Annotated in this window: 24 protein-coding genes and 2 pseudogenes; 7 read left to right on the forward strand and 19 right to left on the reverse strand. The window is 74.4% G+C overall.

All coding sequences use genetic code 11. The features are described 5' to 3' along the window. Positions 1-73: 73 nt before the first annotated feature. From AB0H28_RS01925 to AB0H28_RS01950, 6 genes are read right to left on the reverse strand one after another with little or no spacing between them, the layout of a single operon-like run. The gene (locus tag AB0H28_RS01925) at positions 74-1,537 is read right to left on the reverse strand and encodes a proton-conducting transporter membrane subunit (protein WP_358032797.1); all 1,464 of its coding nucleotides are present in this window, start codon (positions 1,535-1,537) and stop codon (positions 74-76) included. Continuing rightward, the gene (locus tag AB0H28_RS01930; RefSeq protein ID WP_358032800.1) at positions 1,534-3,039 is read right to left on the reverse strand and encodes an NADH-quinone oxidoreductase subunit M; all 1,506 of its coding nucleotides are present in this window, start codon (positions 3,037-3,039) and stop codon (positions 1,534-1,536) included. The genes AB0H28_RS01925 and AB0H28_RS01930 overlap by 4 nt, the downstream gene beginning before the upstream one ends. Continuing rightward, positions 3,036-4,961 (reverse strand): NADH-quinone oxidoreductase subunit L, encoded by a 1,926-nt coding sequence (locus AB0H28_RS01935; protein WP_358032802.1) that lies wholly within the window; start codon positions 4,959-4,961, stop codon positions 3,036-3,038. The genes AB0H28_RS01930 and AB0H28_RS01935 overlap by 4 nt, the downstream gene beginning before the upstream one ends. Then, complete coding sequence (gene nuoK / locus AB0H28_RS01940) at positions 4,958-5,326, reverse strand: NADH-quinone oxidoreductase subunit NuoK (protein ID WP_358032805.1); 369 nt, start codon at positions 5,324-5,326, stop codon at positions 4,958-4,960. Before nuoK ends, AB0H28_RS01935 begins: the two co-directional genes overlap by 4 nt. Beyond that, positions 5,323-5,856: an NADH-quinone oxidoreductase subunit J gene (locus AB0H28_RS01945; protein WP_358032808.1), complete on the reverse strand. Its 534-nt coding sequence runs from the start codon at positions 5,854-5,856 to the stop codon at positions 5,323-5,325. The genes nuoK and AB0H28_RS01945 overlap by 4 nt, the downstream gene beginning before the upstream one ends. Then, the gene (locus AB0H28_RS01950) at positions 5,853-6,434 is read right to left on the reverse strand and encodes an NADH-quinone oxidoreductase subunit I (RefSeq protein ID WP_358032810.1); all 582 of its coding nucleotides are present in this window, start codon (positions 6,432-6,434) and stop codon (positions 5,853-5,855) included. Before AB0H28_RS01950 ends, AB0H28_RS01945 begins: the two co-directional genes overlap by 4 nt. A gap of 104 nt (positions 6,435-6,538) precedes the next feature. Here AB0H28_RS01950 and AB0H28_RS01955 point away from each other — a divergent pair, with 104 nt between their 5' ends. Further along, positions 6,539-6,727 carry a hypothetical protein gene (locus AB0H28_RS01955; protein WP_358032813.1) on the forward strand — a complete coding sequence of 63 codons (189 nt, stop codon included), beginning with the start codon at positions 6,539-6,541 and terminating at the stop codon, positions 6,725-6,727. Here the strand turns inward: AB0H28_RS01955 and AB0H28_RS01960 are convergent. Beyond that, the gene (locus AB0H28_RS01960) at positions 6,708-7,130 is read right to left on the reverse strand and encodes an ester cyclase (protein WP_358032815.1); all 423 of its coding nucleotides are present in this window, start codon (positions 7,128-7,130) and stop codon (positions 6,708-6,710) included. The genes AB0H28_RS01955 and AB0H28_RS01960 overlap by 20 nt on opposite strands. Before the next feature lie 95 nt (positions 7,131-7,225). Here AB0H28_RS01960 and AB0H28_RS01965 point away from each other — a divergent pair, with 95 nt between their 5' ends. After that, the gene (locus AB0H28_RS01965; protein ID WP_358032818.1) at positions 7,226-8,269 is read left to right on the forward strand and encodes a glutathione S-transferase C-terminal domain-containing protein; all 1,044 of its coding nucleotides are present in this window, start codon (positions 7,226-7,228) and stop codon (positions 8,267-8,269) included. Positions 8,270-8,404: 135 nt separating this feature from the next. Here the strand turns inward: AB0H28_RS01965 and AB0H28_RS01970 are convergent, their stop codons facing one another. Together AB0H28_RS01970 and AB0H28_RS01975 are read right to left on the reverse strand one after the other, a co-directional pair. Further along, entirely contained in the window at positions 8,405-9,367 is a 963-nt protein-coding gene (locus AB0H28_RS01970; RefSeq protein ID WP_358032820.1) for a complex I subunit 1 family protein, read from the reverse strand. After that, positions 9,367-10,110, reverse strand: a complete 744-nt coding sequence (locus AB0H28_RS01975; RefSeq protein ID WP_358032823.1) for an NADH-quinone oxidoreductase subunit C — start codon at positions 10,108-10,110, stop codon at positions 9,367-9,369. Before AB0H28_RS01975 ends, AB0H28_RS01970 begins: the two co-directional genes overlap by 1 nt. A gap of 103 nt (positions 10,111-10,213) precedes the next feature. Here AB0H28_RS01975 and AB0H28_RS01980 point away from each other — a divergent pair, with 103 nt between their 5' ends. After that, positions 10,214-11,260 carry a glucose 1-dehydrogenase gene (locus AB0H28_RS01980; RefSeq protein WP_358032825.1) on the forward strand — a complete coding sequence of 349 codons (1,047 nt, stop codon included), beginning with the start codon at positions 10,214-10,216 and terminating at the stop codon, positions 11,258-11,260. A gap of 13 nt (positions 11,261-11,273) precedes the next feature. On the opposite strand, the gene AB0H28_RS01985 is transcribed toward AB0H28_RS01980, so the two are convergent. Both AB0H28_RS01985 and AB0H28_RS01990 read right to left on the reverse strand, forming a co-directional pair. Further along, positions 11,274-12,590, reverse strand: coding sequence for a DUF2252 domain-containing protein (locus AB0H28_RS01985; RefSeq protein ID WP_358032828.1), 1,317 nt, complete (start codon positions 12,588-12,590; stop codon positions 11,274-11,276). Between the two features lie 36 nt (positions 12,591-12,626). Next, a complete protein-coding gene (locus AB0H28_RS01990; RefSeq protein ID WP_358032830.1) occupies positions 12,627-13,187 on the reverse strand; it encodes an NADH-quinone oxidoreductase subunit B family protein in 561 nt (186 codons plus the stop codon). A gap of 134 nt (positions 13,188-13,321) precedes the next feature. Here AB0H28_RS01990 and AB0H28_RS01995 point away from each other — a divergent pair. Both AB0H28_RS01995 and AB0H28_RS02000 read left to right on the forward strand, forming a co-directional pair. Next, positions 13,322-13,891 (forward strand): annotated as a pseudogene (locus tag AB0H28_RS01995) (SigE family RNA polymerase sigma factor). Continuing rightward, entirely contained in the window at positions 13,884-15,086 is a 1,203-nt protein-coding gene (locus tag AB0H28_RS02000; RefSeq protein ID WP_358032833.1) for a hypothetical protein, read from the forward strand. Before AB0H28_RS01995 ends, AB0H28_RS02000 begins: the two are co-directional and overlap by 8 nt. 40 nt (positions 15,087-15,126) lie before the next feature. Here the strand turns inward: AB0H28_RS02000 and AB0H28_RS02005 are convergent, their stop codons facing one another. The 3 genes from AB0H28_RS02005 to AB0H28_RS02015 are packed head-to-tail and all read right to left on the reverse strand — an operon-like array spanning position 15,127 to position 18,348. Next, complete coding sequence (locus AB0H28_RS02005; protein ID WP_358032836.1) at positions 15,127-16,605, reverse strand: aminotransferase class V-fold PLP-dependent enzyme; 1,479 nt, start codon at positions 16,603-16,605, stop codon at positions 15,127-15,129. 46 nt (positions 16,606-16,651) lie between these two features. Continuing rightward, a complete protein-coding gene (locus tag AB0H28_RS02010) occupies positions 16,652-18,001 on the reverse strand; it encodes an MFS transporter (RefSeq protein ID WP_358032839.1) in 1,350 nt (449 codons plus the stop codon). 32 nt (positions 18,002-18,033) lie between these two features. Further along, the gene (locus tag AB0H28_RS02015; RefSeq protein WP_358032842.1) at positions 18,034-18,348 is read right to left on the reverse strand and encodes an MGMT family protein; all 315 of its coding nucleotides are present in this window, start codon (positions 18,346-18,348) and stop codon (positions 18,034-18,036) included. A 61-nt stretch (positions 18,349-18,409) separates the two neighbouring features. Here AB0H28_RS02015 and proB point away from each other — a divergent pair, with 61 nt between their 5' ends. Beyond that, entirely contained in the window at positions 18,410-19,519 is a 1,110-nt protein-coding gene (gene proB / locus AB0H28_RS02020; RefSeq protein WP_358032845.1) for a glutamate 5-kinase, read from the forward strand. 74 nt (positions 19,520-19,593) lie between these two features. Then, positions 19,594-20,835, forward strand: coding sequence for a glutamate-5-semialdehyde dehydrogenase (locus AB0H28_RS02025; protein ID WP_358032848.1), 1,242 nt, complete (start codon positions 19,594-19,596; stop codon positions 20,833-20,835). A gap of 433 nt (positions 20,836-21,268) precedes the next feature. On the opposite strand, the pseudogene AB0H28_RS02030 reads toward AB0H28_RS02025, so the two are convergent. The 5 genes and pseudogenes from AB0H28_RS02030 to AB0H28_RS02050 form a co-directional block, all read right to left on the reverse strand. Beyond that, positions 21,269-22,138, reverse strand: a pseudogene (locus AB0H28_RS02030) (hypothetical protein); the annotation flags it as partial. Positions 22,139-22,243: 105 nt separating this feature from the next. Then, the gene (gene moeZ, locus AB0H28_RS02035) at positions 22,244-23,491 is read right to left on the reverse strand and encodes an adenylyltransferase/sulfurtransferase MoeZ (RefSeq protein ID WP_358032851.1); all 1,248 of its coding nucleotides are present in this window, start codon (positions 23,489-23,491) and stop codon (positions 22,244-22,246) included. Positions 23,492-23,532: 41 nt separating this feature from the next. Further along, the gene (locus AB0H28_RS02040; protein WP_358032854.1) at positions 23,533-24,336 is read right to left on the reverse strand and encodes a DUF3152 domain-containing protein; all 804 of its coding nucleotides are present in this window, start codon (positions 24,334-24,336) and stop codon (positions 23,533-23,535) included. Positions 24,337-24,411: 75 nt separating this feature from the next. After that, on the reverse strand, positions 24,412-25,266 hold the full coding sequence (locus AB0H28_RS02045; protein WP_358032857.1) for a DUF3152 domain-containing protein: 855 nt from the start codon (positions 25,264-25,266) through the stop codon (positions 24,412-24,414). Positions 25,267-25,271: 5 nt separating this feature from the next. Further along, the gene (locus AB0H28_RS02050; RefSeq protein WP_358032860.1) at positions 25,272-26,336 is read right to left on the reverse strand and encodes an alpha/beta hydrolase; all 1,065 of its coding nucleotides are present in this window, start codon (positions 26,334-26,336) and stop codon (positions 25,272-25,274) included. Positions 26,337-26,352: the final 16 nt, after the last annotated feature.

The raw sequence follows: 26,352 nt of genomic DNA on the forward strand, positions 1-26,352 counted from the left end.
GGCTCATGGCTGAAAGTTGGCTGGGGATACCTGTGTGCCCGCTGAACCAGCCGCCCAACCGGGCACGAACGGGTCAGCGCGCCGCGACGTCGAGCACGAGCTGCGGTGCGAAACCGATCACCACGGCCGCCACGGTGGCCGCCCCGAGCGCCCACACCACACCACGGGCGGGACGCGCGCCACCGGCCGCCGACGGGCCGTAGAGCGTCGCGGCCACCCGCAGGTAGTAGGCCAGGCCGAGCACCGCGTTGAGCGCCACCACCAGGGCCAACCAGCCGGCGTGCCCGGCCAGCAGCGACCGGACCACGGTCACCTTCGCGAACAACCCGGCCAACCCCGGCGGCAGGCCGGCCAGCCCGATCAGCGCCAACGCGAACGCGCCACCCACCCACGGGTGCCGCCGCGCCGCGCCACGCAGGTCGGCCAGCGTGCCGCCGTCGCCGTCCGCCGGCCGCAACGCCACCACCGCGGCGAACGCGGCCAACTCCAGCAGCACGAAGAAGACGGCGTACGCGACGGCCGCCGCGTAGGCCCCGTCCCGCGCGTCGGGGGTGCGCCCCGCCGCCAGCGCCAACGCGCCCAGCGGGGCCAGCAGGTAGCCCGCCTGTGCCACCGACGACCAGGCCAACAACCGGACGGTACGCCGCTGGCGCAGCGCCACCAGATTGCCGACGGTCATGGTCAGCGCGGCGAGCCCGGCCAGCACCGGACCGGTCACCCCCGCCGGCAGCGCCCGCTGCACCACCGCCAGCAACGCCACCAGCCCGCCCAGCTTCGACGCGGTCGACAGGTAGGCGGCCACCGGCAGCGGCGCGCCGTCGTAGGTGGCCGGCGCCCAGGCGTGGAACGGCACCGCGGCGACCTTGAACGCCAACCCGGCCACCACGAGCGCCACCGCGACCGTGGTGAGCGGCAGGTCGCGCAGGTCGTCACGGGCGGCCAGGGTGCCGCCCAGCCGGTCCAGGTGCAGGCTGCCGGTGACCGCGTAGAGCAGCGCCGCGCCCAACAACGTCACAGTGGTGGCCACCACGCTGACCACGAAGAACGTCACCGCCGCCTCGGCGCCGGCCAGGCTGCCCCGGCGCAGCCCGACCAGCACGTACAGCGGCAGCGTCAACGTCTCCAGCGCCACGACCAGGGTGATCAGGTCGCCGGCCGCGCCGAGCACCACACCGCCGGTCATCGCGCAGGCGAGCAGGAAGCAGTATTCGCCGGCCGGGGTGCGCCCGGCCCGCAGCAGCGGACCGGAGATCGCCAGCACGCCGAGGGTGAGCAGCGCGATCACCACCCCGACCAGCGCGGCCCGACCGTTCCACACCCAGGAGCAGTCCGCGCCCACGCAGAACGTGCGCCGGATGCCGGCCGCGCCGACCAGCGCCGCGCCCAGCGCGGTGCCGGCCGCGCCGAGCGCCGACACCGCCACCGTCACCGCCCGGCGGGCCACCACCAGGTCGACCAGGAGCACCAGCACGGCCGTGCCGGCGGCCAGGTAACCCGGCAGCAGCGCCACGTTGTCGACACGCTGCACCACACTCATGGCACGACCCCCAGCAGGGCCTCCACCGGGCCGGAGGCGTAGGACAGGACCAGCGCCGGCGCCAGGCCGACCGCGAGCGCGAGCACCACAAGCGGCGCCCAGGCGGTCAGCTCCGCCCCGGCCAGCCCCGGCCCGAGCGGGGCCACCGCCGCGCTGGGCCGGCCGTGACTGACCCGGCGCAGCAACCGCAGCAGGTACGCGGCGGTGAGCGCGCCGCCCAGCGCCGCCAGCACGGCCAGCGTCAGCCACAACGGCCCGCCCCGCCGCACGGCCGCCACCACCGCGAACGCCTCGCCCCAGAACCCGGCCAGGCCGGGCAACCCCAGCGAGGCCACCGCCGCGAAGCCGAGCAGCCCGGCCAGCCGGGGCGCGGTCTCCCGCAACCCGGACAGCTCCGCCAGCGAGCCGGTGTGCGTCCGGTCCTTGATCGCCCCGGCCAGGAAGAACAGCAGCCCGGTGATCACCCCGTGGGCGATGTTGCCGATCAACGCCGCCTGCAGGCCGGTGGCGGTGAGCGTGGCCACCCCGAGCAGCACGAACCCCATGTGGCCCACGCTGGAGTAGGCGATCAGCCGCTTCAGCTCGCGCTGTGCCAGGCAGACCAGGCCGCCGATTCCGATCGCCGCCACGGCGAGCGCGCCGAGCACCGGCGATGCCCAGCGGGCCCCCTCCGGGGCCACCCCCACCGCCACCCGGATCAGCCCGTACGTGCCCATCTTCAGCAGCACCCCGGCGAGGATCACGCTGCCCACGGTGGGCGCCTGGGTGTGCGCGTCGGGCAGCCACGAGTGCAGCGGCCAGAGCGGGCTCTTCACCGCGAACGCCAACGCCAACAGCGTGAACGCGGCGAGCTGGGTGGAGCGGGACAGGCCGGCGCCGCCGGTCAGCGTGACCAGGTCGGCGGTGCCCGCGGCGGTCACCACCAGGTAGACGCCGACCAGCAGCAGCACCGAGCCGAACAGCGTGTAGAGCGCGAACTTGCGGGCCGCCCGCCGCCGGTCGTCGCCACCCCAGCCGGCGATGATCGCGTACATCGGCAGCAGGACGACTTCGAAGAAGCCGAAGAACAGCACCAGGTCGAGCGCCAGGAACGTGCCGAGGATGCCCACCTCGACCACCAGCAGCAACGCCACCAGCGCCCGGCCGCTGCCGCCGCCGGCCGGCACCCGCCAGAGCGTGTAGCCGCAGCACAGCAGCGTGAGCAGCGCGGTCAGCACCACGAGCGGCCAGGAGATGCCGTCCACCCCGAGATGGAACCGCAGGTCCAGCCCGGGCACCCAGGTCAGGTCGAGCTGGTGCCACGGCTGCACCGCCGGGCGGGGGCCGTACCCGAACCAGCCGTGCTCACCGCCGACCAGCGGAAGCGTCGCCAGCAGCGTCAGCGCCGCCGCCACCGTGCCGACCAGCCGGCCGGCGCGGTCGCCCGGGACCGCCGCCGTGGCGACCGCGCCCAGCGCCGGGACCGCGACCACCGCGACCAACAGGACCTGCCCGAACGTCATGAGGTGACTCCGATCAGCGCGACCGCCAGGCCGATCAGCAACGCGCCGGCCAGCACCCCGGCCGCCGCGCGCGGCAACGCCGCCCGGTGCGCCGCGGCCAGCCCGCCGCCCGCCTCCACCGCCGCCCGGCCGGTGCCCTCGACCAGGCCGTCCACCCCCAGCTCGTCGCCGGCCCGCACGGCCCGCGCCAACGCGCCGGTCGGGCGTACGACGAGAGCGTGCTGGACGTCGTCGAGCCGGAACGCCCGGGCGAACACCTGCCGCAGCGGACCCAGGAAGCGGGCCGGGTCGGCGGCCGGATCCCGACGCCAGCCGGCCCAGGCCACGCCCGCGCCGGCCAGCAGCAGCACCAACGGCAGGATCAGGTTCGGCGCCAGGTGGACCAGCTCCACCGCCTCGCCGGTGGCGTCCGCCGGCACCCGCAGCCGGTCGGCGAACCAGGGTGCGAACGCGGCCAACCCGAGCAGCGCGGCCGGGATCGCGAGCAGCAGCACCGGCAGGCGCAGCGACGCCGGCGGGTCGTGCGGGCGGACCAGCGGCGTGCGGGCAACGCCGAAGAACGTGCGCAGCAGCAGGCGGGTCGCGTACCAGGCGGTGACCGCGACGCCGAGCAGCCCGGCCAGCCAGACCAGCCAGCCCACCCAGTTCGCGGTCGGGCCGGCGTCGTCCAGCGCGGCGGCCTCGGCGGCGGCGAGCACGCCGTCCTTGCTCCAGAAGCCGGACAGCGGCGGCACCCCGCCCAGCGCGCCGAGCCCCACCAGCATGCACCAGAACGTGACAGGCATGCCGGCGCGCAGCCCGCCCATCCGGGACATCAGCGTGGTGCCCACCGCGTGGATCACCGCGCCGGCGGCGAGGAACAGCAACGCCTTGAACGCGGCGTGGGTGAGCAGGTGGAACAGCGCGGCGGCGGGCGCGCCGACCGCGAGCGCGCCGGTCATGTAGCCGATCTGGGACACCGTCGACCAGGCCAGCACCCGCTTGATGTCGTCCTGCGCGGTGGCCGCGAACGCGCCGAGCAGGATGGTGATCGCCGCCAGCACCCCGAGCACCGCGAGCGCCGCCGGGGCCTGCGCGAAGAGCGGGAACAGCCGGGCCACCGCGTAGACCCCGGCGGCCACCATGGTCGCCGCGTGGATCAGCGCGGAGACCGGCGTCGGGCCGGCCATCGCGTCCGGCAGCCAGGTGTGCAGCGGGAACTGGGCGCTCTTGCCGGCCACCCCGGCCAGCAGCAGCAGGCAGGCGGCGGTAAGCGTGCCGGTGGACCAGTCGTGCGCCAGCACGTCGGCGATCCGGAAACTGCCCGCGCCCACCCCGAGCAGCGCGATGCCGAGCAGGAAACCGACGTCACCCACGCGGGTCACGAGGAACGCCTTGACCGCGGCGCCGGGCGCCTCCGGCAGCCGCCGGTCGTGGGCGATGAGCAGGTACGAGCAGATGCCCATCACCTCCCAGCCGACCAGCAGCATGATCAGGTCACCGGACACCACCACGGTCAGCATGGCGGCGGTGAAGAGGCTGAGCTGCGCCGCGTACGGCGGGTAGCGGTGATCCACGTCGACGTCGTCGTGCACGCCACGACGCAGGTAGCCGGTCGAGTAGACCTGCACGGCCAGCGCCACCACGGTCACCGCGGTGGCGACAAGCACCGCCACCCCGTCCAGCCGCAGGCCCAGCGTGACCCGCAGCCCGCCCAGCTCGACCCAGGTGGTGGCCGCCTCCACCGGCCCGTCCACGCGGAGCAGCAACGCCAGCGTGGCCAGCAGCGCCACCGCCGCGCCGGCCACGCCCAACGCGACCGCCAGCTTGCGGGCCGGCGCCCGGTCGCCGTGCGACGCGGGCGGCAACAGCAGCCCGAGTAGGCCGGCCACCAGCGGCGCGCCCGGCAGCACCGCCGCGAGCCACAGCGTCGACGTGCTCATCGGGCCGCCCCCGGCGCAGCGGCCGACGCCGGCGCGTCGCCCGCCGGGACCGCGGTCGGGCGCTCGGTCAGCGGGACGTCGTCGATCGTGACGCTGGCCCGCAGCCGGTAGAGCTGGAGCACGATGGCCAGCCCGACGCCGATCTCGGCGGCGGCCAGCACGATCACGAACAGCGCGAACACCTGGCCCGAGTGCGGCAGCGCGGCCCGGACCGTGGTGTCCGCGGTGACCAGCACCAGATTGACCGCGTTGAGCATCAGCTCCACTGCCATCAGCACCAGCACCGCGTTGCGGCGGCGCAGCACGCCGTAGCCGCCGAGGCCGAACAGCAGCGCGGCGGTGACGTACGGGATGACCGGCCTCACCGGCGCCCGCCCTCGTCGACGGCGGCCGGGGCCGGGCGGCCGATGTCCGGGCGGGACAGCACGATCGCGCCGACGAGCGCGGCGAGCAGCAGCACCGACAGCACCTCGAACGGCAGCACCCAGGCGCGGAACACCTGCTCGCCGAGCCGCTCGGCGGTGCCCGCGGCGGGCAGCTCCACGCGCGACCACCGGAACGCGTCGACCAGCAGCACGGCCAGGCCCAGGCCGCTGCCGGCGCCGACCAGCGCGGCCGGCCAGCCGGGCCGGTCCAGGTCGTCCGAGGGGCCGATCGGGGCCCGGGTCAGCATCACCGCGAACAGCAGCAGCACCACCACCGCGCCCACGTAGATCAGCACCTGCACCCAGGCCACCAGCTCGGCGGTGAGCACCAGGTAGTCGCCGGCCAGCGCGCCCAGGCAGACCACCAGCCACAGGCCGGCCCGCACCAGATGGCGGGTGGCCACCACCAGCGCGCCCGCGCCCACCGCCACCGCGCCGAGCGCGAGCAGCAGCACGTCCGCACCGGTCATGAGGCCGCGCCTCCGCCCGGCTCGGCGGCGTCGGAGCGTACCCGGGTCGGCCGGGCGGCGGGCGCGGCGGCCTTGCGGGCGGCGGTGGTCTCCTCCTTCGAGGGGTCACCGAGCGGGTCGTGGGGCGGCGGCGGCGGCACGGTGCCCATCCACTCGCCCAGGTGGCCCTTGTCGTGCAGCAGGTCCCTGATGTCGTACTCGGCGTACTCGAACTCGGGCGACCAGTAGAGCGCGTCGAACGGGCAGACCTCGATGCAGATGCCGCAGTACATGCAGAGCGAGAAGTCGATGTCGAACTTGTCGAGCACGTTGCGCTGGCGGGGGCGGGCGGCGCCGGGCACCGCCACCTCCTCCTTGTGCGAGTCGATGTAGATGCACCAGTCCGGGCACTCGCGGGCGCACAGCATGCAGACGGTGCAGTTCTCCTCCAGCAGCGCGATCACGCCCCGGGAGCGGGGCGGCAGCTCGGGCGCGACGTCCGGGTACTGCTGGGTGGTCGAGCGGCGGGTCATCGTCTTCAAGGTGACCGCCAGGCCCTTCACCAGCCCGCCGCCGGGCACTCCACCGTGCTCGCTCATGCCGCCCATCCTGCCCTGTGCCCCCGGCGCGCGCGACCACCACCCGACTTATGGCGGCGGTATCGTGAGCGCGGGGAGAACGACACACCGGGAAGGACCTGTCGATGACCGCCGCACCGGAGAGTTTCCGCTCGCCCGAGGGCGGGTGGACGACCGACGACCTCGACCAGTTGCCGGACGACGGCCGTCGCCGCTTCGAGATCCTGGACGGAAACCTGGTCATGTCGCCCCTGCTGCCGGAGCCGTGGGAGATCGACATTCCGCTGGCTCGGATCACGCCTCGGGGCCGGTAAGCGGAGGCAGCATCTGCACGCCGAGCTGCTGGAGCACCTGGAACAGCTCGTTGACGCTCCACACGTCCACGATCCGCCCGGCGTCGTCGAAGCGCAGGAACGACGCCCCGGAATAGCTGGCCACCCGCCCGGTCGGCGGCACCGGACCGAACTGCCCGGCCTGGGTGCCGGCCGCACGCCAGCGCACCGCGACCCGCCCGCTGCCGGCCACCACCTCGACGATCTTGTAGCGCAGGTCGGGGAACGACGCCCGCCGGTCCCGGTGCCAGGCCAGCACCGCCGCCGGCCCCGCACCGCCCAGCCCGGGGCACTCCGGAGCCACCAGCTCGTAGGCGCTCTCCTCGCGGCCGGCGTTCCACACGTCGGCGACGAAGCGTCGGGCCGCCGCCTCCACATCGGTCACGACCGGCAGCCTATGCCGACCGCTGCGCCGCTCGACCTGCCGGGACCGGCCCGAGCGGCCATGATGGGAGCGGAACCCCTATTCGGGAGGTGGGCGTGGGCGGCAACGACGAGGTCCTCGACCGGACCGGCGGCAAATACGTGGAACCGGGCGGCGAGTTCACCCGGGACCAGCGCTACATCGCCACCCGGATCACCGCGGACGCCCGCGACGGCTGGCCGGTGGAGCCGGGCCGCTACCGGCTGGCGGTCAGCCGGGCCTGCCCGTGGGCCAACCGGCTGATCATCGTCCGCCGGCTGCTCGGGCTGGAGGGCGCCATCTCGCAGGCGGTGGCCGGTCCCACCCACGACAAGCGGAGCTGGACGTTCGACCTGGACCCGGGCGGCCGGGACCCGGTGCTGGGCATCGAGCGGCTCGCCGACGCCTACTTCGCCCGTTTCCCCGGCTACGACCGCGGCATCACCGTGCCGGCGCTGGTGGACGTGCCGACCGGGCAGGTGGTGACGAACGACTACGCGCAGATGAGCCTGGACCTGTCGACCGAGTGGACCGCGTACCACCGGCCGGGCGCGCCAAAGCTGTACCCGGAGCGGCTGCGCGGCGAGATCGACGAGGTCAACGCCGTGGTCTTCGCCGACGTCAACAACGGCGTCTACCGGTGCGGCTTCGCCGGCGGTCAGGAGGCGTACGAGCGGGCGTACCACCGGCTCTTCGACCGCCTCGACTGGCTGAGCGAACGGCTGGCCGAGCAGCGTTACCTGGTCGGCGACACGATCACCGAGGCGGACGTGCGGCTGTTCACCACGCTGGTCCGCTTCGATCCGGTCTACCACGGGCACTTCAAGTGCAACCGGCAGAAGCTCGCCGAGATGCCGGTGCTGTGGGCGTACGCCCGGGACCTGTTCCAGACGCCGGGTTTCGGCGACACCATCGACTTCGACCACATCAAGCGGCACTACTACGAGGTGCACCGCGACATCAACCCGACCGGCGTGGTGCCGCTCGGCCCGGACCTGTCGAACTGGCTCACCCCGCACCACCGGGAGGAGTTGGGCGGACGCCCCTTCGGCGACGGCACCCCACCCCCGGCCCCCGCCCCCGAGGAGCGGGTCGACCCCACCCACACCCCGCTGCGCTGACCCGCCTCGCCCCGCCGCCCGCCGCCCCTCGCGATCTTGCACTTTCACCGAAAGAGTGGCTATTCGGGGCGCGATAGCCACTCTTTCCGTGAAAGTGGGCGGGGCGGGGCGGGGCGGGGCGGGGCGGGGCGGAGGTTAGAGGGCGAGGCGGACGGCTACCGTGAGGACGAGCTGGGCCAGGGCCAGGGGGACCAGGACCAGCCAGCAGAGGCGCTGGAGCTGGTCCTCGCGCAGGCGCGGATAGCTCACCCGGAGCCAGATGATCACGAAGGCCACGGCGAACACCTTGAGCAGCGTCCACAGCCAGCCGAGCTGGGCGTCGGCGAACGGACCCTGCCAGCCGCCCAGGAAAAGCACAGTGGTCAGCGCCGCGATCACCACGATGCCCACGTACTCGGCCAGCAGGAAGAACGCGAACCGCAGGCCGGTGTATTCGGTCATGTAGCCGAAGACCAGCTCGGAGTCGGCCACCGGCATGTCGAACGGCGGGCGGCGGATCTCGGCCAACCCGGCCACGAAGAAGATCACCATGGCCGGCGCCTGCCAGAGCAGCCACCACGGCCGCCACGCCTCCACGATGCCGGGCAGGCTGAGCGTGCCCGCCGCCATCGCCACCGAGGCGGCGGCCAGCACCAGCGGCAGCTCGTAGCCGAGCAGCTGGGCGGCGCCGCGCAGCCCGCCGAGCAGGCTGTACTTGTTGGCCGACGCCCAGGCCGACATGAGCACCGCCAACACCCCGACGCCCACCACGGCGAGCACGAAGAACAGGCCGATGTCCAGCGGCTGGGCGACCAGATCGCCCGGCCCGAGCGGGATCACCAGCAGCACCAGCAGGTAGGGCATCAGCGCCACGGCCGGCGCCAACCGGAACACCTGCCGGTCCGCGTCGCGCGGCGTGACGTCCTCCTTCTGCACGAACTTGACCCCGTCGGCCACGAGCTGCGCCCAGCCGTGGAAGCCGCCGGCGTACATCGGGCCCAGCCGGCCCTGCATGTGGGCCATCACCTTGTGCTCGGCCTGGCCGACGACCAACGGCAGGGTGAGGAACGCGACAAGCACGCCGGCCACCCGCAGAACCAGCTCCAACCACTCCGGCATCAGCCCTCCCCCGCCTCGGGTTCCGGCTCCACGCGCGCCGGGCGCCCGGCCGAGGCCGGACGCGCGGGACGCTCGCCGGGAGCCGGACGCGCGGGACGCTCGCGGGCCGGGCGGGCCGGCGTGCCCCCTCGGGGGCCCTCGCCGACGCCGGCCGCGCCGGCCGGGGTGGGCGTCGTCCCCCACTCCCCCGGTGCCGGGACGCCCGGCGGCCGGATCGGGCGACGCCCGCCGCCCGCCTCCGACTCACCCGGCTCCTTCGCGCCCGGCCACGGCTTGGCCACCCGGGAGGCCAGCACGAACTCCTTGCGCAGCGGGTGCCCCTCGAACTCCGGCGGCAGCAGCAGCGGCCGCAGCTCGCCGTGGCCGGTGAAGTCGATGCCGAACATCTCGTGGGTCTCCCGCTCGTGCCACGCCGCGCCGGGGAAGACGTCGACCACCGACGCGACGACCGGCGCATCCCGGGGCACCCGGGTGCGCAGCAGCAGCCCGTGCCGGCGCCGGACCGACCAGAGATGCGCCACCACGTCGAAGCCGTCGGCCAGCTCGTCCACCGCCGACAGCCAGTCGAGGAAGTCGCACCCCAGCTCGGCGTCGTCGCGCGCCGCACGCACCGCGTCCGCCCAGCTCGCCGGCGCTACGTCGACGGTGGCGCGGGCGTACCCCTGACCGCCGGAGACCGACGCGGTGGCCTCGACGGGCGCGAGCAGCTCGACCACCCGCCGGCCTACCTCTTCCGGAGTCATGCGCTGATCCTATGGCCGACGGCGCCGGCCCGGGTCGGGCCGTCCCGGCCCGGATCGTCGCGTTGCCCAGCGGGTGGGCGGCCGGCGGGGAAAGATGAGGCTCGTGCGCGCTGTGACTGTGACCCCCAACGTCCCCGACTCGCTACGACTCGTCGAGGACTGGCCTGAACCGGCGCCCGAGGAGGGCGCGATCCTCGTCGAGGCGCTGGCGGTGGGCGTCTGCGGCACCGACCAGGAAATCATCGCCGGGGAGTACGGCGAGGCGCCGCCGGGCCAGGAACGGCTGGTGCTCGGCCACGAGTCGCTGGGCCGGGTGCTGGAGGACCCGACCGGCACCCTGCACCCCGGCGACCTGGTGGCCGGCGTGGTCCGCCGCCCCGACCCGGTGCCCTGCGCGAACTGTGCCGTGGACGAGTGGGACATGTGCCGCAACGGGCAGTACACCGAACACGGCATCAAGGGGCTGAACGGCTTCGCCCGGGACCGCTGGCGGCTGCAACCCAAGTTCGCCGTCGGCCTGGACCCGGCGCTCGCGTCGGTGGGCATGCTGCTGGAACCGACGAGCGTGGTGGCGAAGGCGTGGGACCACATCGAGCGGATCGGCCGCCGGGCCGAGTGGAAGCCGAAGACCGCGCTGATCACCGGCGCCGGCCCGATCGGCCTGCTGGCCGCGCTGCTGGCCAGCCAACGCGAGCTGTCCGTGCACGTGCTCGACCGCAACACCACCGGCCCGAAGCCGGACCTGGTCCGGGCGCTCGGAGCGACCTACCACACCTCGACGGTGACCGAGCTGGACCTCGAACCGGACGTGGTGGTCGAGTGCACCGGCGCGCCGACGGTGGTGCTGGACGCGATGTGCAAGGCCGGCCCGAACGGCATCGTCTGCCTCACCGGCGTGTCCAGCGGCGGACGGACCATCAACTTCGACGCGGGCGCGCTCAACCGGGAGCTGGTGCTGGAGAACAACGTGGTGTTCGGCTCCGTCAACGCCGGCCGGCGGCACTGGGAGCTGGCCGGCGAGGCGCTCGCCCAGGCCGACCGGTCCTGGCTGAACGCGCTTGTCACCCGCCGGGTGCCGGTCTCCGCCTACCGCGAGGCGTACGCGTCGACCGGCGACGACATCAAGGTGGTGCTGGACTTCACGCAGTGAGCCGGGCGGCGGCTCAGATGCCGGGCAGCCGGCCGTTGCGGAACAGGTCCACAAAAAGCTGGTGGTCCTCCCGGGCCCGGATCCCGTACCGGTGCGCGAAGTCCACCAGGTAGCCGGTGAACCCGTCGGCGTCGCCGTCCACGGCCGCCACGATCGACTCCTCGGTCGAGTAGTCGACCAGGTCGTGGCTGGACTCGTCGTCGGCCACCGAGTGCATCCGGGCCACCGCCCGGCCCAGGTCGGTGAGCACCCCGGCCAACTCCTCGAACTCGTTCACGTCGGCCCAGTCGAGGTCCGCCGCGTACGGGGAGACCTCGGCGACGAGCTGGCCGACGCCGTCCAGCTCGGTGAAGCCCAGCCACGGGTCGGCGTGCGCCTGCAACGCCCGCTGCGACTCGGCGGTGCGGTGCCCCTGGTGCCGGAAGTACGACCGGACCCGCTCGTCGTCGACGTGCCGCGCCACCGCCGGCACCTGCGCCTGCTTCATGTAGATGACGACGTCGTTCTCCAGCGCCTCGGTGTGCCCCTCCAGCAGGAGGTTGTACGACGGTAGCCCGGCCGAGCCGATGCCGACGCCCTTGCGCAGCACCACGTCCTTGATGCCGGCCGCCACCGGGCGGTGCCGGGTGGTCGACTCGGGCAGCGTGTGAAGGTAGTCGGCGAACGCGGCGCAGACCTGCTCGCGGGTCGCCGCGTCGATCTCGTGCACGCCGTCGCCGAGGGAGAACCGGCGCTCGTAGTCGTCGACGGTGGTCTGGGCGGCGAGCAGGTCCACCCGGGTGCTCAACCGCGCCTGCTGGAGCACCCGGCGCAGCACGCCGTCGGCGTTCGCCAACGTGATCGAGCCGATCGCGTCGTCCCCGCCGGCCGCGATGGCCCGCAGCTCGGCCAGGTAGGACCGGGCGAAGCCGGTGACCAGGTCGCCGATCACCCGGTCGGAGAGCGCCTTGGCGTAGCCGAGCAGGGCGACGCTGGCGGCGAAGCGCTTCAGGTCCCAGGTGAACGGCCCGACGTACGCCTCGTCGAAGTCGTTGACGTTGAACACGAGCCGGCCGGAGGCGTTCATGTAGGTGCCGAAGTTCTCCGCGTGCAGGTCACCGTGGATCCACACCCGGCTGGTGCGGTCGTCGAGATAGCGGTCGCTGGCGAAGTCGCCGCGCTGGTCGGCGTAGAACAGCGCGGCGCTGCCCCGGTAGAAGGCGAACGGCGAGGCGGCCATCTTGCGGAACTTCCGGCGGAACGCCGCCGGGTCGACCGCCATGGACGCGCCGAACTCGTCGGTCAGCACGTCGACGATGAAGGCGGAGCGCTTGTCCGGGGAGTCGGTCATGGCCCGCAGGCTAGCGCCGCCCCGCCACCCGGCGGATCAGTCGGCCGGCGGACGCACCGGCGGCGCGGTCAACGCCTCCACCGGCCGGGGGACCACGTCCGCCGGGGAGGCGAGCCGGTCCGGCCGGGGCACACCGCCCACGCCGGACTGCTCGGCGGCGATCTTCTCCTGAAGGCGCAGGATGCCGTGCAGCAGCGCCTCCGGGCGCGGCGGGCAGCCGGGCACGTAGACGTCGACCGGGATGAGCTGGTCGACGCCCTTGGTCACCGAGTACGAGTCCCAGTACGGGCCGCCGCAGTTGGAGCAGGCGCCGAACGAGATCACGTACTTCGGTTCGGGCATCTGGTCGTAGAGCCGCTTGACCGCCGGGGCCATCTTGTCGGTGACCGTGCCGCTGACCACCATGAGGTCGGCCTGCCGGGGACCGTGGGCGAACGGGATCACGCCGAGCCGCATGAAGTCGTGCCGACCCATGCTGGTCGCGATGAACTCGATGGCGCAGCAGGCCAGACCGAAGTTGAACACCCAGAGCGAATAGCGGCGGCCCCAGTTCAGCACGAACCGGATCGGCTCGCCGAGCACGCCCGGCAACTGCACCTCGGCCCCCTCTCACCTATCGTCGAGTTGACAGTCAACCACAGCACCGGCAACGGCAACCCGTGCAACCGGAGCCGGCGTCAGAACGTGTGACGGACGTGACCGCGCCGGCGGCACGCGCACGGGGAGGACAGATGACGGTGACGAGGGAGCCACGGCTCGGCGAGCCGCCACCCGGGAGGACAGCGGGCCAGCCGGCACGCTCGGACCGGGGCGAGGCGATCGACTTCGACGGGTTCTACCATGCGCACTTCCGGTCCCTGACCCTTCAGCTCGCCGCCTACTGCGGTGACCTGACGTAGGCGCAGGACCTGGTGCAGGAGGCGTTCTGCCGGGCGTTCGCCCGCTGGTCGCGGGTGTCCCGCTACGACGATCCGGTGTCCTGGGTACGCCGGGTCGCCTGGAACCTGGCCACGAGCCGGTGGCGGCGGCTGCGCACGGCGCAGTCCTGGCTGCACCGGCAGCGCGAGGAACACGTGCCGGGTCCGGGCCCGGACCGGGTGGCGCTTACCGCCGCGCTGGCCCAACTGCCGGCCGTCCAGCGCCGCGCCGTGGTGCTGCACTACCTGGCCGATCTCACGGTCCTGCAGATCGCGCGACAGGAGGGCGTGCCCGAGGGCACCGTCAAGTCCTGGCTGCACCGGGGCCGGGCCGCGCTGGCGGCCCAGCTCGCCACCACGAACGAGGTGAACCACCATGACTGAGCACGAGGAGATCCTGGTCAGCGGCGAGTTCGCCGCGTTCCGCGAGGCGTACGCCCCGGCGGTACACCCGACCGGGACGACGGCGGTACGGGACACCGTCCGCCGCCGGCGCCGCCGTACCGCGGTGTTCACCGCGGCGGCCGTGGTGCTCGCCGTGGCCGTTCCGGTGGGCGCGAACGCCGCTCTGCACCGGCGTACCGACCCGAGACCGGGGCCGGCGCAGACCGCCACCCCGAGCCCGTCGGAGACGGCCGCCTCGCCGACCCCGCCGCCACCGACGCCGAGCACGGCCGACCCCACCCCGGCGGCCCCGGACGGACGGATCGCCCGGTCCCAACTGCTCGCCGCCCGGCTGGACCTGCCGGCCTGGTACGACAACGCCCCGAAGACCTGCGTCCGCGACGACGTCCGGCTCCGGTCCGCGTCGGAGACGGACTCCGTGCCGAGGCTGCTGGCCGACCCCCGCTACGGCGACCTCGACGACGACGGCGCGACCGAGACGGTGGCCCTGGTCGCCTGCCGCTACGGCGAGGCCTCGGGGAAGCAGGTGGTGGCCTTCGACCGGGACGAGACCGGCCGGATCGTCACCATGGGCCAGGTGGTCGCCACCCAGGAGGGGATGGACGACATCACCGACTTCTCGGTGCAGGGCGACGGGAAGATCCGGGCGTACGTGGCCGACATCCAGCCCTGTTGCAGCACCCCGGAGTGGTCGCCGCAGCGGCAGTGGCGGACGTACGCCTGGACCGGCGAGCGGTTCACCCAGACGGCGGGGCCGACGAGGTTCGGAACCGACCCCCGCCTGACCGACCTCTCCCTCACCGCCGGTGACCTGGTCGTCGGCCCGGCGGACGCGAAGGGCATCCGCACCGCCACGGTGACCGTCACGGTGACCAACAAGGGACCGGTGGACGTGCCCCTGCTGGGCTTCTCCGACTTCGGCACCATCGGCGAGCCGACGGGCGGGGATCTGAGCCGGTGTCGGACGGTGCGGTCGGACGGGACTTACGTCTGCGCCCTCGACGCCCTGCCGGCCGGCGAGCGGAAGGCGTACACCTTCGCGTTCCGCTACGAACCGCCGGATCTCGCCGGCATGCGGCCGAGCCTGCAGGTCATCCACTACGACCAGCAGGAGCGGTGGTGGAACGACCTGAAGGTCAAGGACAACGAGGTGGAGCTGCACACGGTCGGCTAGACCCGCCGCGTCACGGTGGCGACGGACGGCCTCGTCGTGCTCACCACGCCGGGCGCTGGAGCAGCCCGACGAACTCCGCCAGTAGTCGCTCCCGCACCGCCGCCGGGGCGGCGTCGAGCAGCGTGTTGACCACCGCCATCCGCTCCGGCACGCCGGTGTCGCCGCCCAGACCGAGCCCGTCGGCCAGGCCGGCCACCAGCTCCGGGGTGAGCGCCTCCGGGGCGAGGCCGCCGGCCAGCGCCACCAGCTCCGGCGGCAGCACGACCGGGCCGGCGGCCCGGACCGCCGCCACCGCGTCGGCCAGCGCCGGGCCGAACTCGGCCACCCGGGGCGCCACCGACGCGGTCACCGTGAGGTGCACGCTGGCCGGCAGGTCGGCGTGCCGGAGCTGGGGCTGGGTGTGCCAGCCACGCGCGGTCAGCTCGTCGACGAGGACGAACAGGTCCAGCTTCGGGTCGTCGGCGGTGAAGCAGACCACAGTGGACTCCGGTTCGGCCATCAGCCGCAGGCCGTCGGTCGCCCGCACGGCGGCGGCCAGCCCGGCCACCGCGTCCCGGGTCGACGCGGCCAGCCGCAGGTAGCCGTCCTCGCCGAGGTGGCGCAGGGTGGCGTAGGCGGCGGCGATCGGGCCACCGGAGCGGGTCGAGGCGATCACCGGGTTGACCATCGTGTAGCCGGGCCAGTCCGCGTACGCGAAGTACTGCGGCGCGCGCAGCGCCGGGTCGCGGTGCAGCAGCACCGACACGCCCTTCGGGGCGTACGCGTACTTGTGCAGGTCGACCGAGATCGAGGTGACCCCGGGCACGGCGAAGTCGAACGGCGGCACCGGCGCGCCGAGGCGGCGCAGCCAGGGCAGCGCCCAGCCGCCGAAGCAGGCGTCCACGTGGCAGCGCACCCCCGCGTCCGCCGCGACGGCGGCGATCCCGGCGACCGGGTCGACGACGCCGTGCGCGTACGACGGGGCGGACGCCACCACCAGCACGGTCTCCGGCCGGATCGCGGCGGCCACGTCGGCCACCGCCGGGCGCAGCGTCACCGGGTCGACCGGCACCGGGTCCAGCGCCACCCGCAGGTAGTGGGCGGCCTTGGCGAACGCGGCGTGCCCACTGGCCGGCACCACGATCCGCGGCTCGGCGAGGTCGGGCCGGGCGTCCCGGGCCGCCTTGACCGCGAGCAGCAGCGACTCGGTGCCGCCGCCGGTGACGCTGCCGACCACGTCCGGCGCGCTCGTGCCGGGGCCGCCGCCGAGCAGCCGGGCGGCGGCGGCGACCAGGGCGTTCTCCATCGCCAGCAGCGACGGGAAGGCGGTCGGGTCGAGGCCGTTGACGTGCGCGCTCTCCGCGTACGCGGCCTGGGCCAGCTCGTCCAGCCCGGCCACGCCCGGGTCGTAGACGTAGGCGAACAGCCGGCCGCCGTGGGTCGGGCGGTCGGCCGCCCGCAACGCCCGGATCTCGTCCAGCACCCGGGCGGCGGGCAGCCCTTCGGCGGGCAGCGCGCCCGTCCCTGCCGTGTCGGTCATCGCTTCGGGGGTTCCTCTCGTGACGGTCCGGCGGTCGGCGGGCGGATCACGCCCGCGCCGCCGGGGCGACCTCGGTGGCCGGCTGGGCCGGGGTGAGCGGGTAGCCGCGCAGCAGCACCACCGGGGCGGCCACGAGCAGGGCCGGCAGGACGGTGAAGCCGAGCAGCACCCCGAGCCGGGCGGTGCCCGGTTGAGCGGCGGCGGACCCGGTCGACGAGGAGACGTAGCCGGAGAGCTGGAGCACCAGGCCGTAGATGCCCGGGCCCAGGGCCAGCCCGAACGTCTCCCCGGCGGTCCACAGGCCGGTGAACACCCCGGCCTGGCGGCGACCGGTGCGCGCGGTGTCGTGGGCGATGCAGTCGGGCAGCATGGCCAACGCGAAGACCTGCTGGCCGGCGTAGCCGACGCCGATCAGCGCGACCACCGCGTACACCCCGGCGGCCGGCAGGGCGGGCGCGGTGACCAGGGCGAGCGCGCCGGCCGCGAAGAGCAGCGACGCGGCGACCAGGGCGGCCCGCTTGCCCAGCCGGGCGCCGGCCCGGCTCCACAGCGGCATGACCAGCAGGGCCGGCGCGACGAAACAGGCGAACAGCAGCGTGGGCCCGCTGTCCGGCGCGTGCAGCACCTGGTCGGCGAAGTACTTCACGCCGGCCAGCACGGTCGCCACCCCGGCGGACTGGATCACGAAGCAGACCAGCAGCACCCGGAACGGCCGGTTGCCGCCGGCGACCGCGAGCTGGGCGCGCAGGCTCGGCTCGCTCTCCGTCACCGTCCCGGCTGGCGTGGACCGGGTGCCGAGGAACGCGCCGAGCGTGCCGACGACGATCAGCGCCGCGACGAACAGGCCCATCCACCGGTGGCCGGGCACCCCGTCGCCGCCGGCGGCCACCACCGCCGGGGCGACCGCGCCGGAGACCAGGATGGCCAGCGCCAGCACCGCGATCCGCCAGGTCATCATCCGGGTACGCTCCGCCGGGTCGGCGGTCAGCTCGGCCGGCATGGCCACGTACGGCACCTGGAAGAACGCGAACGCGGTGGCGGTGGCCAGGAACGCCAGCGCCACGTAGCCGGCGGCGGCCGGCCCCCGGTCGAACGGCGCGGCGAAGATCGAGGCGAACAGCGCCGCCAGCGCCAGCCCGCCGCCGAGCAGGTAGGGCCGGCGGGCGCCCCAGCGGGAGCGGGTCCGGTCGGAGATCCGCCCGGCGACGGGGTTGACCAGCACGTCCCACGCCTTCGGCAGGAGCACCAGCAGGGCGGCCAGCCCGGCCGCGACACCGAGCGTGTCGGTGAGGTAGGGCAGCAGGAGCAGCCCGGGCACGGTCCCGAACGCGCCGGTGACCAGGGAACCCGACGCGTATCCGAGGTGCACCCGGCGGGGCAGGCCCGAAGCTGTCATGGAGCCGAATGCTACTCACGTTATGGCCGCCGTCACATCCCCTCCTCCGGCGACCACGCGGCAACCGCCAGGTCCACCCCGTCCCCGCGCAACGGGCACCCCTCGGCGCGCAACCGGGCCCGGGCCTGAAGCTCGTGCCCCGGCGGCAGCCGGCCGGCCGCGTTCACCACCCGGTGCCACGGCACCCCACCGCCGTGCCGCGCCATGATCGAACCGACCAGCCGCGCCGACGCCCGCCCCGACCGCTCGGCCAACGCGTCGGCCACCGCGCCGTAGGACATCGCCCGCCCCGGCGGGATCCGCTCGACCAGCGCCAGCACCGCCTCGACGTACTCGTCAGGTGTCACGAGCTGTCACGATATGGGAACGCGCGCCGGTGGCGCGGACCGCAACCCGCAGAATGGGCGGGTGCGCGAAGCAGTCACCTCGGCCCGCCGGATCGTGGTCAAGATCGGTTCGTCCTCGCTGACCACCGCGACGGGCGGCCTCGACGACGCCCGGGTCGACGCGCTCGTCGACACGCTCGGCGCGCTGACCGCCGAGGGCCGCGAGGTGGTGCTGGTCTCCTCCGGCGCGATCGCCGCCGGCCTCGCCCCGCTGCGGCTGACCCGACGCCCCCGCGACCTGGCCACCCAGCAGGCCGCCGCCAGCGTCGGCCAGGGCCTGCTCATCGGGCGGTACGCGACCGCGTTCGCCCGGCACGGGCACACCGTCGGGCAGGTGCTGCTCACCGTCGACGACGTGACCCGGCGGGCGCACTACCGCAACGCCTACCGGACCCTGCGCAAGCTGCTCGACCTGCGGGCCGTGCCGATCGTCAACGAGAACGACACGGTGGCTACCGAGGAGATCCGGTTCGGCGACAACGACCGCCTCGCCGCGCTGGTCGCCGCGCTCGTCGACGCCGACCTGCTGGTGCTGCTCTCCGACGTGGACGCGCTCTGGACCGGCGACCCGGCCCGCCCCGGCAGCACCCGGATCAGCGAGGTGCACGGCGAGGGCGACCTGGCCGGCGTCGACGTCGGCGGGGCCGGCCGGGCCGGGGTGGGCACCGGCGGCATGGTGACCAAGGTCGAGGCGGCCCGGATCGCCACCGGCTTCGGCATCCCGGTGGTGCTCACCGCCGCGCCGCTGGCCGGCCCGGCGCTGGCCGGCGACCCGGTCGGCACGTTCTTCCACGCCAGCACCCGCCGCCCCGCCGCCCGGCTGTTCTGGCTGGCGCACGCCACGGCGCCGCGCGGCCGGCTGCACCTCGACCCGGGCGCGGTGCAGGCCGTGGTGGGCCGGCGCAAGTCGCTGCTGCCGGCCGGCATCACCGCGGTCGACGGCGCGTTCACCGCCGGGGACCCGGTGGACCTGGTCGACACCGCCGGCGCGCCGGTGGCCCGCGGCCTGGTCAACTACGACGCGGTAGAGCTGCCCGGCCTGCTCGGCCGCTCCACGTCGGAACTCGCCGCGGCGCTGGGCCCGGCCTACGAACGCGAGGTAGTCCACCGAGACGACCTCGTCCTGTTGTAAGCAGGGGCCCCCTGTTAACGCATTCTGCATAACAAGGGGCCCCTCCTAACACCCGCGGAGAAGGAGAGCGCACGATGAGCGTCGTCGAGCAGGCCCGGCGGGCCCGGGACGCGGCGGAGGATCTCGCCGCGGCCACCCGTACCACCAAGGACGCCGCGCTGCACGCGATGGCCGACGCGCTGGTGGCGCGTACCCCGGAGGTCCTGGCGGGGAACGCGACGGACCTGGCGGCCGGGCGCGACGCCGGGCTGACCGCGGCCGTGCTGGACCGGCTCGCCCTCGACGAGGACCGGGTCGCCGCCATCGCCGAGGCGTTGCGCGAGATGGCCGCGCTGCCCGACCCGGTCGGCGAGGTGGTACGCGGCTCCACCCTGCCGAACGGGCTGGAACTGCGCCAGGTGCGGGTGCCGTTCGGGGTGGTCGGCATCGTCTACGAGGGCCGGCCGAACGTGACGGTCGACGCCGCCGGGATCTGCCTGAAGTCCGGCAACGCGGCGCTGCTGCGCGGCTCGTCGTCGGCGGCGCACTCCAACGCGGCCCTGGTCGCGGTGCTCCGCGACGCGATTACCACGGCCGGTCTGCCGGCCGACGCGGTGCAGCTCGTCGACGCCGGCTCACGTGACTCGGTGAAGGAGCTGATGCGGGCCCGGGGCCTGGTCGACGTGCTGATCCCGCGCGGCGGCGCGTCGCTGATCCGCACCGTCGTCGAGGAGTCGACCGTCCCGGTGATCGAGACCGGGGTGGGCAACTGCCACGTGTACGTCGACGCCGCCGCCGACCTCGACAAGGCGCTCGCGATCACGCTGAACGCCAAGACCCAGCGCCTGTCCACCTGCAACACGGCCGAGTCGCTGCTGATCCACCGGGATGTCGCGGACGCCTTCCTGCCGGCCGTGCTGGCCGCGTTCGCCGAGGCCGGGGTGACCGTGCACGGCAGCGGTGAGGTGGCCGCCCACTCCGCCGCCGTGGTGCCGGCCACCGAGGAGGACTTCGCCACCGAATACCTCTCCGCCGACATCTCGGTGGCCGTGGTCGACTCGCTCGACGCGGCGGTCGCGCACATCCGGCGCTACGGCACCGGTCACACCGAGGCGATCGTCACCGACTCGCAGCGGGCGGCCCGGGAGTTCGTGGCCCGGGTGGACGCCGCCGCGGTGATGGTCAACGCGTCGACCCGGTTCACCGACGGCGGCGAGTTCGGGTTCGGCGCGGAGATCGGCATCTCCACGCAGAAGCTGCACGCCCGCGGCCCGATGGGCCTGCCGGAGCTGACCAGCACGAAGTACGTGGTCACCGGCGACGGCCACATCCGCTAGCCCACCCGCCCGGTGGCGGCCCGGCGCCCGCCAGCCAGCACGCCTCGCAGGAAAGTCTGGGTGGAAACGGCCCCGGCTACGCCACCTGGAGAGGGTCGCCGGTGGACGTCGCGGGCGGATCGATCGGGGGCGGGCCGGGCCAGCCGGCGCCGACCGCCGGCGGGAGCGGGGCCGGCCCAGGAACAGGGCCCGAGGCCCGGCTCGGAACGGACCCGGCGGACAGGCCGGGAACGGAACGCGCAGCCGGGCCGGGACCGGAACCGGCGGACGGCCCCGAAACGGAACGCGCGGCCGGGTCGGGACCGGTGTCCGGGGACGGGGTCCGGGGCGAGGGCGCGTCGGGGGCGGGGCGCGGGGAGGGTGGGGTGGGTAGCGCGACGGTGCGCGGCACCACGAACGGCGCGCCGGAGCGCGGCGCCTCGGGGGCGTTGGGGCGGCAGGCCCGGATCGCCCGCAGCGTGGTGTGCACGTCGAACTGGTGACCGTCGTCGCTGTCCCAGCCGCCGTCGCTGCGCTGCGTCTCGGCGAGCCGCCGCCGCGCCGAGACCAGCAGCCACTGTTCCTCGCCCACCTCCACCCGCCGCAGCGTGGCGGCGAGCCAGGCCACGTCGGCCGGGGACATCTCCGGGATCCGGTCGGCGAGGACCGCCTGGATCCGGGCCGACTCCAGGAACATCTGCTGCCGGTGCAGCACGGCCGCGGCCAGCCACCCGGCCGGCAGGAACGACGGCCAGGTGCCGTCCGGCGCGAGCTGCGCGGCCAGGGCGTGCGCCGCCGCCTGCACCACCCCGGCGTACGCCCCACCGACCCGGTGGTCGAGCGGGCCGGCGGCGCGGGCGTCCAGCCCGGCCACGGTGAGCCAGAATCCGGCGCCGGCGGTCAGGTAGAACCGGGCCTCCGGGTCGCCGGGGGTGGCCCATTCCGGCGCGAACCCGGCCAGCGACCGGTGCTCGTCCCAGCCGCCGTCGGCGAGCTGACCGCTGGCCAGCCAGTCCAGCGCGTGCCGGGCGGCGGGGCGGCCCAACGCGCCGAGGTCGTCCAGCTCGGACAGGCGGAAGCAGGTCGCGTCGACCGAGGCGACCTCGCCGTCGAGCACGGCGGGCCAGCCGCCGCCGGGGGTCCGGCCGGACTCCGCCGCGTCGAGTAGTTCCGGCGACACCGGAGCGCCGGAGCGCAACCGGGAGAGGCGGGCACGGTCCACCGCGTCCCCGTGTGCCACGACGAACCCGATCGCCGCGTCCAAATCGACCACGGCGGTGACGCTACCTGCGCCGACGCCGTTACGCCTCGGTAGCTCGGCCAGGGTTTGGCCCGGACCGCCGGGTGGCCGGGGCACAAGGCGCGAAAGCCCCATCACTCACGGGCGTGAATGTGCCCGGAGTGATGGGGCCGCCGAGCGACAGGCGACTCAGTACGCGGGCAGCGACGGGTCGACCTGCTTGACCCAGGAGAGCACGCCGCCCTGCACGTGCACCGAGTCGGAGAATCCGGCCGCCTTCAGCGCGGCCAGCGCCTCGGCCGACCGGACGCCGGACTTGCAGTGCAGCACGATCTGCCGGTCCTGCGGGAGTTTCGCCAGCGCCTCACCGGAGAGGATCTCGCCCTTGGGGATCAGCGTCGAGCCGGGGATCCGGACGATCTCGTACTCGGCGGGCTCGCGGACGTCGACCAGGAAGATGTCCTTGCCGGCGTCCTGCCACTCCTTCAGCTCCAGGGCGGTGATGGTGGAGTCGACCACCGCCTCCTGGGCCTCCTCGGAGACCGCGCCGCAGAAGTCCTCGTAGTCTTCCAGCAGGTCGGTGACCGTGGGGTTCTCGCCGCAGAGCGCGCAGTTCGGGTCCTTACGCACCTTGATCTTGCGGTAGCTCATCTCCAGGGCGTCGTAGACCATGAGCCGGCCGACCAGCGGCTCACCGATGCCGGCGAGCAGCTTGATCGCCTCGTTGACCTGGATCGACCCGATCGACGCGCAGAGCACGCCGAGCACGCCGCCCTCGGCGCAGGACGGCACCATGCCGGGCGGCGGCGGCTCCGGGTAGAGGCAGCGGTAGCAGGGCCCGTGCTCGGCCCAGAACACCGACGCCTGGCCGTCGAAGCGGTAGATCGAACCCCAGACGTACGGCTTGCCGAGCAGCACGGCCGCGTCGTTGACCAGGTAGCGGGTGGCGAAGTTGTCGGTGCCGTCGACGATCAGGTCGTACCGGGAGAAGATGTCCCGGACGTTCTCCCGGTCCAGCGCGGTGTTGTGGATCTTCACGTTGACCAGCGGGTTGATCTCGCGGATCGAGGCGGCGGCGGACTCGGCCTTGGAGCGGCCGACGTCGGAGACACCGTGGATGATCTGGCGCTGGAGGTTCGACTCGTCGACGGTGTCGAAGTCGATGATGCCGAGCGTGCCGACGCCGGCCGCGGCGAGGTACATCAGCGCGGGCGAGCCGAGACCGCCGGCGCCGACGCAGAGCACCCGGGCGTTCTTCAGCCGCTTCTGCCCCTCGACCCCGACGTCCGGGATGATCAGGTGGCGCGAGTAGCGGCGGATCTCGTCTACGGTCAGCTCGGCGGCGGGCTCGACGAGCGGGGGCAACGACACGGTGGACTCCCCGGGATCGGCGGTGGGACCGCGCCATTGTCGCTCGCTCGGGTGGGAATCGGCCATGACGAGGGACACCCGGCCCGAACTGCGGGACCGGGAATAACTCAGACGCCGTCGGTCGGCTCGCCGGAGTAGCGCATCCCGTCGACGTACGGCCAGGCGTTCGGCACGCAGCCGTCCAGCCCGTACGTCTGCTGCTGCATCACCGGGGCGGGGGCGCCGGGGCGGGGACAGCCCTGGTGCGACTCGCCGAACTCGTGCCCGACCTCGTGGTTGATCACGTAGGTCCGGTAGACGTCGAGCGGGGCACCGTAGTCGGGCACCGCCGTCATCCAGCGGGCCAGGTTGAGCACGACCCGGCCCGGCAGGCGACAGGAGGTGTACCGCTCGGTGCGCAGGCCCCCCTCGGCGCACATCCGTTCCGAGGTGGCCGGCGTGGCCAGGTAGACGGTGAAGTCGGCGGTGGCCGCCTCGGGCACCCGCTGCACCCGCAGCCGGCCGGAGGCGATCCAGCTACGCGGGTCGCCGAGCACCGCGTCGACGGCGGCGGCGAAGGCGTCGGTGTCCTGCCCGGCGCCCTGCTCGACCTCCACCCGGTAGCGGCGCAGCGGGCCGTCGTGGCCGCGTACCGGTGATCGCCCCGACGCCACCGCGAACGTGCCGGGGCCGGCGGTGGGATAGCCGGTCGGCGACGCCGGAAGGGCAGTGTCGGCGTCCGGCATCAGCGTGGGCGCGGCGGCCAGCGGGACCCGCGCGGGTCGTGGCGGCTCGCTCAACCGGGTGATCCCCACCGCGCCGCCGGTGGCCGCGACAAGCATCGCCAGCAGCAGCATCGAGCGTCGGCGGCGGCGGCGCATCCGGCGCAGCCCGGGCCGTTCGGGCGGGTCGTAGGGGGACGACGACGTCATGACACCAGCGTGCCACGCAATTCGGGCATTTAGCTGCTTTTACCGCTTATGCCGCGAATATCTTTCGCGATCGGTTCACAGCGACGGGCCGGCGTACCGCTTTCCGGCCAGGTACGGCCACGGGTTCGGTCGGCAGCCGTCGAGGAACAGCGTCTGCTGCTGCATCACCGGCGCGGGTCGGCCCGCGCCGGGGCACCCCTCGTGGTGGTGCCCGAGCTGGTGCCCCACCTCGTGGTTGACCACGTAGAGCCGATAGGCGTCCAGCGGCATCCGCGCGGCGACCAGGTGCGGCACCGAGGTACGCCACCGATCCAGGTTGATCACGACCTTGCCGGGCACCCGGCAGGACGTGTACGGCACGCCGCCCTTGCGGATGTCGATCCCGCCCGTTCCGCACAGCCGGGCGGCGGTGTCCCGGGTGGCCAGATAGATCGTGAAGTCGTACCGGCCGCCCGGCGCGACCCGCTGCAACCGCAACCGGCCGCCGTCCACCCAGCTGCCCGGCCCGGCCAGGGCCCGCTGCACCGCGTCACCGAAGGCACCCGCCTGCTCACCGGAGCCGTTCTCCACCGCCACCCGGAAACGGCGCACCACGCCGGCTCGACCCAGCACGCCACCGGCCCGGTCGTCGTAGCCGAAGCTGCCCCGACCGTGCGCGGGCACCGGACCGGGCAGGGCCAGCACGGGCGCCGCCGGCGAGCGGGGCACGGCGGACGACGGCACGGCGGACGACGGCGGGACGCTCGACGCCGGCGGCTGCCCGGCGAGCCCGCCCTCGGCCAACTCCTCCGCGCCGGCCGGTGACAGTCGCAACGCGACGCCGACGCCCACCCCGGCGGCGGCGAGGAACGCGCAGACCACCACCGCGGAACGCCACCGGCGGGCAAGAGGCAGGGACCGCGCGGCACGCGGAAGACGGAAGCTGGGCATCCGGTTCAGCCTGCCACGTCACCCGCGCCCGCGCTCTCCCCCGTTCCGGTGATCAGGGCCGTGGCCTGCGGTTTCCGCTCCACCGACCCGCGCCTGGCGACGACCTCCGGCGACCCACCCGGCGCCGGCGCCGCCTCGGCGAGCAGCGCCAGCACCGCCCGAGCCACGGTCCGGGGCACCTCGAGCTGGGCCACGTGCCCGACGCCGTCGAGCAGCAACAGCCGGCTGTCCGGGATCACCCGGGCGGTCTGCGGGGCGACCCGCACGTCGACCAGGCGATCCTGCCGCCCACCCACCACCAGCGTTGGCACCCGCACCGACGCCGCCTGCCGCCAGAGCGCGCCCTGCCCCGGCAGGTACGACCGCAGGAAACTGCCGACCAGACCCCGGAACGTCCGCACGTAGGCGGCGGCGTAGTGCGCCGCCTCGTACCGGATCCGGATCTCCTCGATCGCTTCCTGCCGGCGCTGCTCGCTGATCCGGGTCAGGTCCGCCACGCACGACTCCATCACCTGCTGCGCCATCACCTCCGGGGCGAGCTGCGCCAGCCGCCAGGCGGCCAGCCGCTCGCCCCGGGGGATCGCCAGCAGCGGCAGCATCCGCCCCTGCAACGAACGCCGAAAGTCAAGGAACGGCAGGGCCGGCGAGATCAGCGTGAGCGTGCGGACCAACTCCGGCCGCAGCGCCGCCACCCGCACCGCGACAGCGCCGCCGAGCGAGTTGCCGAACAGGTGCACCGGCCCCCGGTCGCTGTGCTCGATCCAACGGACCACCCGATCGGCGAAGGCCGGGATCGTGTAGCGCCGCCCCGGCTCGCTGCGCCCGAAACCGGGCAGGTCGATCGCCTGGCCGTCGAGCCGCCCGGCGAGCAGCCCGGCCAGGTCGGTCCAGTTCTGCGCGGAGCCGCCGAGGCCGTGCACGTACAGCGCCGGCTCGGCGTCGGGGGCGGTGGCCGGGGTGTCCCGGACGTGGACGAGCGTGCCGTCGAGCGGCACGTGCCGACCGGGCCAGGGCGGCGGGACGCGGTGCGCGGGGAGGAAATGATCCGGCCAGAGTGCGGCACGCTTCATGTCTCCAGTGTTCCCC

Source organism: Micromonospora sp. NPDC050980, from assembly GCF_040653835.1.
GTDB lineage: Bacteria > Actinomycetota > Actinomycetes > Mycobacteriales > Micromonosporaceae > Micromonospora.